General features: G+C 53.3%; 11 protein-coding genes. 9 read left to right on the forward strand and 2 right to left on the reverse strand.

What is annotated here, in order from left to right:
* The 4 genes from OXG10_07675 to OXG10_07690 form a co-directional block, all read left to right on the forward strand.
* A partial coding sequence (locus tag OXG10_07675) for a tetratricopeptide repeat protein (GenBank protein ID MCY3827233.1) occupies window positions 1–640 on the forward strand: 640 nt, incomplete at its 5' end.
* Between the two features lie 233 nt (window positions 641–873).
* Window positions 874–1929: a sugar ABC transporter substrate-binding protein gene (locus tag OXG10_07680; GenBank protein ID MCY3827234.1), complete on the forward strand. Its 1056-nt coding sequence runs from the start codon at window positions 874–876 to the stop codon at window positions 1927–1929.
* Window positions 1930–2124: 195 nt separating this feature from the next.
* Complete coding sequence (locus OXG10_07685; protein ID MCY3827235.1) at window positions 2125–2436, forward strand: helix-turn-helix transcriptional regulator; 312 nt, start codon at window positions 2125–2127, stop codon at window positions 2434–2436.
* The gene (locus OXG10_07690; protein ID MCY3827236.1) at window positions 2433–3689 is read left to right on the forward strand and encodes a type II toxin-antitoxin system HipA family toxin; all 1257 of its coding nucleotides are present in this window, start codon (window positions 2433–2435) and stop codon (window positions 3687–3689) included. The genes OXG10_07685 and OXG10_07690 overlap by 4 nt, the downstream gene beginning before the upstream one ends.
* 103 nt (window positions 3690–3792) lie before the next feature.
* Here OXG10_07690 and OXG10_07695 read toward each other — a convergent pair whose 3' ends face one another.
* Together OXG10_07695 and OXG10_07700 are read right to left on the reverse strand one after the other, a co-directional pair.
* Window positions 3793–5037: an ATP-binding protein gene (locus OXG10_07695; protein ID MCY3827237.1), complete on the reverse strand. Its 1245-nt coding sequence runs from the start codon at window positions 5035–5037 to the stop codon at window positions 3793–3795.
* A gap of 225 nt (window positions 5038–5262) precedes the next feature.
* Entirely contained in the window at window positions 5263–6369 is a 1107-nt protein-coding gene (locus tag OXG10_07700) for a Fic family protein (GenBank protein ID MCY3827238.1), read from the reverse strand.
* Between the two features lie 140 nt (window positions 6370–6509).
* On the opposite strand from OXG10_07700, the gene xerC reads away from it, so the two are divergent.
* The 5 genes from xerC to OXG10_07725 form a co-directional block, all read left to right on the forward strand.
* Window positions 6510–7385: a tyrosine recombinase XerC gene (xerC, locus tag OXG10_07705; GenBank protein MCY3827239.1), complete on the forward strand. Its 876-nt coding sequence runs from the start codon at window positions 6510–6512 to the stop codon at window positions 7383–7385.
* A 27-nt stretch (window positions 7386–7412) separates the two neighbouring features.
* Complete coding sequence (gene hslV / locus OXG10_07710; GenBank protein ID MCY3827240.1) at window positions 7413–7949, forward strand: ATP-dependent protease subunit HslV; 537 nt, start codon at window positions 7413–7415, stop codon at window positions 7947–7949.
* On the forward strand, window positions 7950–9299 hold the full coding sequence (gene hslU / locus OXG10_07715) for an ATP-dependent protease ATPase subunit HslU (protein ID MCY3827241.1): 1350 nt from the start codon (window positions 7950–7952) through the stop codon (window positions 9297–9299).
* 324 nt (window positions 9300–9623) lie between these two features.
* Window positions 9624–9953, forward strand: a complete 330-nt coding sequence (locus OXG10_07720) for a killer suppression protein HigA (protein MCY3827242.1) — start codon at window positions 9624–9626, stop codon at window positions 9951–9953.
* On the forward strand, window positions 9946–10669 hold a 724-nt coding region (locus OXG10_07725; protein ID MCY3827243.1), incomplete at its 3' end, for a HigA family addiction module antitoxin. The genes OXG10_07720 and OXG10_07725, both read left to right, overlap by 8 nt.

Below are 10669 nucleotides of genomic sequence, written 5' to 3' on the forward strand. Positions count from 1 at the left end.
CCCGGGTCTGCCTTGTATCTACAACGACCGCGGACTCTCAAAGCACAATCTCAAGCGGAGTGAAGAAGCTATAGCCGACTATGACGAGGCCATACGCCTCGACCCCGAAGATACGGAGGCCTACACCAACCGCGGGGTCGCGAGAACGGACCTGGGCCTCTACGAAGAAGCTCTGCCCGACCTTGAAAAAGCGGTGCTTTTTGAGCCCGCTTCCGCAGAAGTTTATTACAATCGGGGATTCGCCAGACTGGGGCTCATGCGGTTTGAGGAAGCGGTGGATGATTTCACGGCCGCGATCGATATCGACCCCGGGTTTGTAGAGGCTCACCGCGGACGCGGATACGCAAACGTTTCTCTTATGCGCTTCAAAGAGGCTGCCGGGGATCTGGATTATGTAATCGACGCAGACGGCGGAGAGGTCATGGATTACGCCCACCGCGGAGCGGCGAGAATCTGGCTTGAGATGCACGAGGAAGCCATAGCCGATTTTGATCTGGCAATAGGTCTTGACCCGGAGAATGCGTTTGCATACAGAATGAGAGCGGAGGCCAAAAAGCAGGTCGGCAGGAGAGAAGAAGCGGACGCGGACCTGGCGCGGGTTATGAGCCTTGATCCCGGCTTCCTCGACGAGGACACCTGATCCCTGCGTGTTCAGGACGGATTTTCCAATGTTCCGCACTGAACCATTTTCTCAGGTACGGCACAGGAAACAATGCCATAGGCAAAAGCATATGACTGTCTGCTCCCTGCGTTGTGTGACTTTCAGTGCTGTGGTATGGTTGACGTAACGTGTACATATGACGGAATCAAAACCGGTGACTGCCTATGTAATGCCAGGTTCCGGCGATGCCAGATTTCGATGGGAGGATCAAGATGCAATCTGCAATCCGTCTGCTCGCAACAGCGGGCTTGATGTGCAGCCTTTTAGCCGCACTTGCAAGCGGATGCGGCACGACTCCCGCCTCGCCCGAGAGAACCGGTGATCTTGTAGCGGGCCTGATTACCAAGACCGACACCAACCCGTTTTTCGTGACGATTAAAGAGGGAGCTCTCAGGCGGGCCGAGCAACTCGATATCGAATTGCGAACCTTCGCTGGAGAGTACGACGGAGATTCGCAGACACAAATTCAGGCAGTTGAGAGTCTGGTTGCCGCGGGAGCGAAAGGCATTCTGATCACCCCTTCGGACCCTGTCGCACTTGGCGAGGCAGTCAGGAAAGCTCGAGATGCCGGAGTGCTGGTCATCGCGCTTGATACCCCTTTTCCTTCGGCGGATTCAGCAGACGCCACATTCGCCACCGACAATTTCCGGGCCGGGGAACTGATCGGCAGGTGGGCTCGGGCAAAAATGGATGCTTCGGCAAAAGACGCAAGGATTGCGACGCTTGACGGGGCCGCCCGGCAGATAACGGTGGAAGTGTCGCGAAACCAGGGCTTTCTCAAGGGCTTCGGCATCGATATCAAAAACCCGAAAGAAATGTATGACGAGGACGACCCACGTATCGTCGGCAGTGGCGCGACCATGGGAACGGAATCAGGCGGACGCAAAGCCATGGAAAACCTGATACAGAAGTATCCGGAAATCAATCTGGTGTATGCAATCAACGAACCGGCCGCGGCAGGTGCCTATTCGGCACTCAGAGCGCTGGGGCTGGAAGAGGATGTTCTCATTGTTTCAATAGATGGCAGCTGCTCAGGGGTAAGAAGCGTCGCCAGAGGCGAGATCGGGGCCACTTCCATGCAGTATCCCCTGAAAATGGCGTCACTCGGGGTCGAGGCGGTGGCTGAATACTCAAAGACGGGCAGAAAGCCGGAGAACACTCCCGGCCTCGACTTTCATGACACGGGAGTGTCCCTTGTAACGAAGGAACCGGTTCCGGGGGTTCCTTCCCTCGACATCGATCAAGGCTTAGCGGAGTGCTGGGAATAGCGAAGCTTTCGGAGCTCGGGGAAAGCAGATAAAAGCCTGGGACTGCCGTCAGCAGAACCCGTTAAAGTGAACCCCTAAGAAGCGTCTTTCCCCTGTTCTCTGCAGTATCCGAGAAAAGCCCCTGCCGTCACTTGAAGACCATCAGAAATAATATTATAATATTGATAAATATAAAAATACCCTGTTTTTAATATTATGGTATTACTTTTCACGCTTTCAAAAGCACAGGAAACAATCGCGGCGAACATGCGCAGCCGACGTCTCGCAACGGGGCTCACCCAGCAGGGCCTTGCAAAACGCTCGGGGGTCAGTCTCGCGACCCTGCGGAAATTCGAGCAGAAAGGAATTGTTTCCCTTGAATCCTTCCTTAAGCTTGCCATGGTTCTTGACGCACTTGAGGGCATTGTAAAGGCGAGCGAATCGCCCGCCCCCGCGTATTCATCCATCAATGAAGTGATTGAGGAGAAAAGCAGGAAGCCACCCCGCAAGAGAGGATGGCGCGAATGAACCATTCTCCCGCTTCCGAGATAACCGCAAGCCTTGATTTCGGGCGGGAGCCTGTCCACGCAGGAACGCTCGCACTCTCCGCCGAGGGCAGAATCTATTTTGAACACGCTCCGACTCTCCCCCGCAGCCTTGAGATTTCGCCGCTGCGTCTTCCGCGACAGCCCGGGCTCATCACGTTTGATCCCATGCTGTTCGAAGGTCTCCCCGGAGTTTTTCATGACAGCCTTCCCGACGGATGGGGACGCCTGCTGTTTTATCGGCTCGCAAGGTCAAAGGGGATAGCACCCAATCAGCTGACTGCTCTCGACAGGCTGGCCCATGTCGGACACGGAGGCATGGGAGCTCTTGTCTACGAACCCGACCTCAGCAGCCGAAGGTTTTCCGACGCTCTTAATATTGATGATCTGGCGTTAAAAACGCAGCAGGTTCTGAGAGGCTCGGCTGAATACGTGCTTGAAGAACTGGTGGCGCTAAACGGGTCCTCCGCGGGAGCGCGTCCCAAGGCGATGGTGAGCATCAGTCCGACCGGCAGTCAAATCATCCATGGTGCGACCGGTAAAATATTCAGAGACTACGCTCCCTGGCTTGTTAAGTTCCCGAACACAGAAGACGGCCCGGATGCCGGCGCCATTGAATACGTTTACTCTCTTATGGCCAGGGAAGCGGGAGTATTTATGAGCGAAACGCGCCTTCTCCCGGCAAAGAACGGGCCGGGGTATTTCACCACCAGGAGGTTTGACCGAAAAGAATCTGAAGGCGGAATGACTCGGCTTCATGTCCATACCGCAGGCGGTCTGCTCCATTCGGATTTCCGTACGCCGTCTCTTGACTATGAAGACCTGCTTGCATTAACGGAGATAATGACCCGTGACATGCGGGAAGTCGAAAAAATGTACCGCCACGCGGTTTTTAACGTTATGTCCCATAACCGCGACGACCACGCGAAGAATTTCTCGTTTGTTATGGATCCCGGAGGCGAGTGGAAACTGTCCCCGGCCTATGACATCACGTTCTCTTCCGGCCCGGGCGGCCAGCAGAGCACGACGGTGCTCGGGGAAGGCAAAGATCCCTCATCTGAACATCTAAAGGCCTTGGGAAAGAAAGCCAACCTTGATGACAAAACGATCGCGGGGATTATTGAGAGCACACGGCACGCCCTTTCAAACTGGGAGACACTCGCACGACAACACAGGGTTAACAAAACTAATATTAGACTGGTTGCCGAAGCTATCGACCGGCTTAACCGGAGCTAACCGGAGGATCGCGCAAGTCGGCGGAACAAGAGCGGATGTACGGCAGTCTTCGGGATAACGTAACGGATATTCCCGTTTCCCAAGGGAGGTGACATGCTTTCGGCTACTGCCAGAGGGCGGAGAAAGGAACGGCAAGGAACTTCTCGCCGAAAGGAACCACCTCCTCTCCCGGGTAAAGAACGACTCCGCAGACAAAATCATCTTTCGTCAGGGCCCGAAGCGCTTCCATACCCTTAAAATCGGAGGAAACCACCCGCTTCGAAGCCTTTACCTCGATACCGGCGACCGAGCCGTCAGGGCGCTCAAGAACGAAATCCACCTCCTTGCCGTCGGCGGTACGAAAATGGAAAAGATCCGCCCGCATATCGGAGAAGGAAAGCAGCTTTCGAAGCTCGGAGGCGACGAAGTTCTCAACCGCGTGACCGTAAAAATCGCCCCACCGTCCGCCCGGGCCCTCAAGACTCCGGTCAAGCAGATGACAAAGAAGAAGGGTATCGACGATATAACCCTTGGATGACTTCACAAGACGTTTTCCGACGTTTCGGTACCACGGCCCGACGTCAAAGGTGAGAAACATAGCCTGGAGAATCCCGCGATAGCTTTTGCTGGTAACGGGGTTAAGTCCCACGTCACGCGCGATCTCGGCGTCGTTCATAAGTTTGCCGGCTCGGGCCGCCAGAACCCGAAGCAGTCTCGGCAGAGTGCCGATTTTTTCAAGCTCGGCAACCGTGCGCACGTCACGCTGCAGTATGGTTGTAAGGTAGCCGTCAAACCACTCCACCCGCTCGCGCGCGGGTTTTCCCGATATCTCGGGAAACGTGGCCGACTCGACGGCTTCGCCGAGCGCGGGTCCTTTTCCCAAGTCGGCAAAATCGGCTGAAAAAAGCCTCTCCGGGAAATCTCCCTCCGCAGAGAAAACCTCGCAGGCTGAAAACGGATAAAGAGTTCTTACACTCATGCGTCCGACAAGGGAATCGGAGAGCTTCGGCAAAACCATTATATTCGCCGAACCCGTAAGCAGGAACATGCCGTTGCTCCGTCCCCCCTCTCCGAGACGCGCTTCGTCAACGACAACCTTGAGGGCGCGGAACAGGTCGGGAACCAGCTGGACCTCGTCAATAATCACCGGCCCGCTCCGTCGGCCGAGAAAACTTTCCGGAGAGGCGTAGGCGGCCTCCATGTGAGTAACGTTGTCAAAAGATACGTACTCGGCCGGATACTCGTTGCGGGCAAGCTCCCGCACAAGCGTGGTCTTGCCCGACTGGCGCGGGCCGTTTAGAAACACCACGGGGTTCCGCTTCAGGGAGAGCAAGACCCTCCCGGATAATTTACGTGTCCTGTACTCCATATCTTTTTCTTCCGATATATAAATCTAGCCTTTATGATTTCTAAAAGCAAACTTTATTTTTGCAAAATTCATTCGCTGCGTCCGAACAGGTCTTTCTTTAGTTCTTGTGCCGCAATCTGGATGATCGGAGGAAGAATCTTTCGGCTACCACGGAAGAGGACCCGGCTATTTCTCCCCTATCGGCATCGCCAGAAAAGCGCGGAAGCGCAAAATTAAAGTCCGGTTTCAAATTCGCAGGTCGATATTCAGATGGTAGCGCGTGGACTTGCGCTCCCCGGTTCTCGCGAGCGCGCCCTTAGCGACCAGATCCGAAAGATCCCGAGTGGCGGTCGGGCGCGTGGCCTTCGTGATGCTTATATAATTCTCCGCGCTGAGACCACCGGTAAAACCCTCAGGGCCCTCCTCGAACATCCGAAGCAGGCATTTTTCCTGCCGCGGATTCATTCTTCCCCGCATACGTTCAAGCAACCTGGCCTTTTCTGTAAGAAATTCCACGTAGGCCCGTGTATACGAAAGCGCATCAAGCACGGTGCCGGCGAAATAGCTGAGCCAGCCGGTTATCTCGTTTTTCGTGTTGGCCTCCCCGAGGGCCCCGTAATAGGCGCCCCTTTTCCCGCTGATCACGGTGGCAAGCGCAATCAGCGTAGGGTGGCCGAGGGACTGGGCAAGCGCTTTTTCGGACACCGCACGGCCCAGGCGGCCGTTTCCGTCCTCAAACGGGTGAATGCACTCGAAATAAAGATGCGCGGTGCCGGTGCGGGCAAGCGCCGGAAGGGGCGCCTCGGCGCCCGGGGCGCTCCGGTTAAACCAGCGGACAAACCCGTCCATTTCCCGCTTCACTCTCTCCGGCGGAGGCGCTTCGAAATGAATCCTGCGTCTGTGAAGAGGCCCGGAGACCACCGCGACTCCGTGCTCGCGGTAACAGCCCACGCACCTCAGGTCGGTGCGTCCGAGCGTGAGCATCCTGTGCCAGCGGTAAAGCGTTTCGTGGGAAAGCTCATCTTCGCAGGTACCGAAGAGGTCGACCATGAGATCGGCGATCCCGTCTTCGGCGGGACTTGGCTTCCGGCCGTCCGCCGACAGGCCGAAACGCCAGCGAAGAGACGACCGCAGGTTCTCGCGGTCAAGAAACTCCCCCTCGATCTCGGAAGTCTTGAGGGCTTCTTCGCCTATGATTTCCACCCTGAGCCGGTCCCGTTCATGTTCGCCGAGACGCCCGTAAGCCTCGGAAAGCAGAGCCGTCCCGCGCAGAAAATCACGCTCCGCGCCCTCGAGAAGCTCCGGTTCCCAGGTAAAATCGGGCCACTCGGGCCGTTGCCAGTTCCATCGCATGAGCCATAAGCATAGCATTTATAAACCATTTCGCGCCGCCGCGGCGTTTCGCGTCGGAGACCGGGCGGGCGCCGCCCGCCCCCGACAATACTTTCCCGTCCCTTGTCCAAAGCAAATGAACGTATATATTTGAAGTACAGATGAACGAACCGCTAGAAAGCTTCATAAAGCACCTCTCGGACGAAAGAAACTACTCGGAACACACGGTAAAGGCCTACAGGGGAGATCTTGAGAATTTCCGCGATTTTCTCTTAAAAGAAGAAAAAAAGATCGAGGATGCGGACGTCGCGACAATAAACGCCTACGTCTCAACCCTCTACGGAAAAAACTCCCCCTCCTCGGTAGAGAGAAAAGTATCGGCGATAAGATCCTTTTTCTCGTATCTGGTAAGAAAAGGTCTCGCGGTGCAGAATCCCGCAAAACTCGTGCGCACCCCTAAAAAGGAAAAGCACCTCCCCGTGTTTTTAAGCGTGGACGAGGTGTTCAATCTGGTCGACGTGAAGGATCCGGAGAAAAATCCGCTTCGCGTGCGCGACAGGGCGATTCTCGAGCTTCTTTATTCAAGCGGCCTCCGTGTAAGCGAACTTGCGGGAATCACGCTCGCCGACCTCAGCATGGGAGAGGCGATAATAAGGGTTCGCGGGAAAGGAAACAAGGAGAGAATCGTTCCCGTGGGATCAAAGGCGCTTTCCGCTCTCGGGGAGTATCTCGACATAAGAGGAACGCTGAAACCCGCGTCCGACCATATATTCCTTAACTCGAGGGGAGGCGGAATAACCACAAGAAGTCTGGCGCGGATAATAAAGAAGTACGGCCTGGTATCGGGGATATCGAAAAACGTGAGTCCCCATGTGCTTAGACACTCGTTTGCCACCCACCTGCTTGCGGGCGGCGCAGACCTTCGGGCGATCCAGGAGATGCTCGGTCACGCGAGTCTCTCTACGACCCAGAGATACACCCACCTCTCGGTCGAGCGGATAATGGAAGTGTACGACAAGACTCACCCGAACGCCTAGAGGCAATGGGAGAAAGGGGAAAAGATTATGAGCCAATTTCATGGAACTACGATACTATGCGTTAAAAAAGACGGCCGGGTGGCCCTCGGGGGCGACGGCCAGGTGACAATGGGAGCCACAGCGGTAAAACATAACGCGAACAAGATAAGGAAGATGTACGGCGGGAGGATCTGCGCCGGATTCGCGGGCTCAACGGCAGACGCGATGACGCTCTTTGACAAGTTCGAGGGAAAGCTAGAGGAATTTCGGGGAAGCCTTGAGCGTGCAGCAGTAGAGCTTGCGAAAGAATGGAGAACAGACAGAATCCTGAGAAGGCTCGAGGCCCTGCTGATAGTCGCCAACTCCGAAACTATGCTCATAATCTCGGGAAGCGGGGACATAATAGAGCCTGATGAGAGCGTGATAGCAATAGGATCGGGAGGTCCCTTCGCCCAGGCGGCCGCTTTGGCGCTTGCCAAGCACTCGGAGCTTTCCTCCCGGGAGATAGTCGAGCGCTCACTTGAGATCGCGGCCGGAATCTGTATTTACACAAACAGTCACATATCGATAGAGGAAATAGATTAAATGTCCCAGGAATCCTACCTCACCCCGAGGGAAATAGTATCGGAGCTAGACAAGTACATAGTCGGACAGAACATGGCCAAAAGGGCCGTCGGCGTGGCGCTCAGGAACAGGTGGAGAAGGCAGAAGGTATCGCCCGAGCTTCGCGACGAGATATCCCCAAAGAACATACTTATGATGGGACCCACCGGCGTGGGAAAAACAGAGATAGCCCGGCGCCTGGCGAAACTTGCCCAGGCCCCCTTTGTAAAGGTCGAGGCGTCAAAGTTCACCGAGGTTGGCTACGTGGGCAGGGATGTTGAGTCAATGATACGGGACTTAACCGAGATAGCCGTCAACATGGTAACAGAGGAGGAGACCCTTTCGGTTAACACGAGGGCCAGAGAGCTTGCCGAGGACAAGCTCATTGACCTGCTCGTCCCGACTCGTCCCGTCACCGAGGCGGATGGAGACATGGACGAAGCCAAGAGAAAAATGAGCGAGACCAAAAAGAAGATGAGAAAGCTTCTTTGGGACGGAAAGCTCGACGACAGGGAAGTCGAGATAGAGATAACGGCGAGAAGCCTTCCCATACAGGTGTTCAGCCAGGCGGGAGTCGAGGAGATGGATCCCGGAATCTCGGAGATGATCGGAAGCCTCATGCCCAAAAAATCGAAAGTAAGAAAGGTCAAGGTTCCCGAGGCCATGGACATCCTCACCGAGGAGGAAGCCCGAAGACTGATAGACATGGACAAAGTTACCCAGCTGGCTCTCGAGAGAACCGAGAACTCGGGAATAATCTTCATAGACGAGATAGACAAGGTCGCCGGAAAAAACAGCGTCTCGGGCCCTGATGTTTCAAGGGAAGGGGTGCAGAGGGATCTTCTCCCTATAATCGAGGGAAGCAGCGTCACCACGAAGCACGGGATGGTAAGGACCGACCACATACTCTTCATAGGAGCCGGGGCGTTTCACGTCTCAAAGCCGTCTGACCTCATACCCGAACTCCAGGGACGTTTTCCAATAAGGGTTGAGCTTGAGGCGCTCACCAAAGACGATTTCATACGGATCCTCACCGAGCCCAAAAACGCTCTCATAAAACAGTACACCGAGCTTATGAGGACCGAGGACATAAAACTCTCTTTCACAGACGAAGCAATAGAGAAAATAGCCGAGACCGCGGCCGAAGTTAACAGCTCTACCGAGAACATAGGGGCAAGGAGGCTTCACACCGTTCTTGAGAAGCTGCTTGATGAGATCTCCTTTAACGCTCCCGACATGAAGGAGAAGAAATTCACCATAGACAAAAGCTATGTTGAGGAGAAAATAGCCGACATCGTCAAGGACAGGGACCTAAGCAGGTATATACTCTGAGTTCACTTTTTGAAAAAACAATCCCGCTCAAAAAATCTAATCTCCAACTAAACCAAAAAAACTAGAATTACACAAACACACCTGAAAAAATTAAAATCTGCCCAAGTAATTAAGATTTGTACTAGATGTTCTAAAATCGAACGTCCAAATTCCTTCGTTTCATCAGACTCCATTTTTGAATTTCCTTGATGATTCAAGGCAATGGGCAAACTTGCTTTCTTCTCATGTTGTGTTATTATTTACCTACTTGGTAAATGAAATTGAAGGGTCTCCGCTCGATTACTGACAAGGATTATTTCACATCTTCGACTTGGATAGTTATGAATGGATATAAGCTTTCGAAACTCCAGCCTGAAAAAATTATGTGAAGACCCCAAATCAGCGAAAAAGAAACTCGGGAATGTGGCAGCTAAAAAACTACAGGCTCGGCTAGCAGATTTGATTGCGGTAGAGAAACTGGGGGATATCCCTTTCGGAAACCCTCATCCTTTGAAAGGCAGACGAACTGGACAATTCGCAGTTAATCTGGATGGTGGACGTCGCCTAGTATTTAAACCATCTGATAACCCAATACCGCAGGATACCAGTGGGGATATAAAATGGAGAGAGGTCAAATCAATAGAAATCGTTTTTATCGGAGATTATCATGACTGAAAATCTTAATCGGTTTGAACCGAAATGGCTGTCGCCGCCAGGAGATACGATTCTGGACATCTTGGAAGAAAAAAACTGGACGCAATCTGAATTCGCGGACCGTGTTGGTTATACAACAAAACATGTAAGCCAGCTTATACGCGGCAAAGCAACAATTACGGAAGATACAGCACTTCGATTAGAACGAGTTCTTGGCAGCAATGCAAATTTCTGGCTATCAAGAGAAGCAAAGTATCGTGAGGCTATTGCACGCATAGAAGAAAAAGAACGTCTAAAGAGTCAGATTAATTGGTTGAAAGAGCTTCCGCTTAAACATATGATCAAATACGGATGGATCGACGAACACATGAAGAAGATTGATCAGGTTTCAGAGTGCCTGAAGTACTTCAGAGTTGCCTCGGTATCCGCGTGGCGGTCAAAATACACTGATCCATTAGAGTTAGCTGCTTTTAAATCTTCGCCGAAGTTTGAAAAAAAACTTGGTGCAGTTGCAGCTTGGCTACGTCGGGGGGAAGAAATAGTGACGCAACGCTCATGCGGAAGATATAATAGGCAAAGCTTTATCCTAAAGCTAAAGAATCTTCGTAAACTCACAAACGAAACCAACCCTGATATTTTTGTCCCGAAGTTAACTAAAACTTGTGCAGAAGTTGGTGTTGTTGTTGTTTTTCAACCAGCACCTAAAGGCTGCCCTGCAAGCGGAGCAACACGCTGGA

It is taken from the genome of Candidatus Dadabacteria bacterium (genome assembly GCA_026706695.1).
Taxonomy (GTDB): Bacteria; Desulfobacterota_D; UBA1144; order Nemesobacterales; family Nemesobacteraceae; genus Nemesobacter.

Bases quoted from the DNA above. Each gene is read 5' to 3' on its own strand.
- OXG10_07685 (MCY3827235.1), top strand. From the start codon at position 2,125: ATGGTATTACTTTTCACGCTTTCAAAAGCACAGGAAACAATCGCGGCG.
- hslU (MCY3827241.1), top strand. From the start codon at position 7,950: ATGTCCCAGGAATCCTACCTCACCCCGAGGGAAATAGTATCGGAGCTA.
- OXG10_07690 (MCY3827236.1), top strand. From the start codon at position 2,433: ATGAACCATTCTCCCGCTTCCGAGATAACCGCAAGCCTTGATTTCGGG.
- OXG10_07695 (MCY3827237.1), bottom strand. From the start codon at position 5,037: ATGGAGTACAGGACACGTAAATTATCCGGGAGGGTCTTGCTCTCCCTG.
- OXG10_07680 (MCY3827234.1), top strand. From the start codon at position 874: ATGCAATCTGCAATCCGTCTGCTCGCAACAGCGGGCTTGATGTGCAGC.
- OXG10_07700 (MCY3827238.1), bottom strand. From the start codon at position 6,369: ATGCGATGGAACTGGCAACGGCCCGAGTGGCCCGATTTTACCTGGGAA.
- hslV (MCY3827240.1), top strand. From the start codon at position 7,413: ATGAGCCAATTTCATGGAACTACGATACTATGCGTTAAAAAAGACGGC.
- xerC (MCY3827239.1), top strand. From the start codon at position 6,510: ATGAACGAACCGCTAGAAAGCTTCATAAAGCACCTCTCGGACGAAAGA.
- OXG10_07720 (MCY3827242.1), top strand. From the start codon at position 9,624: ATGGATATAAGCTTTCGAAACTCCAGCCTGAAAAAATTATGTGAAGAC.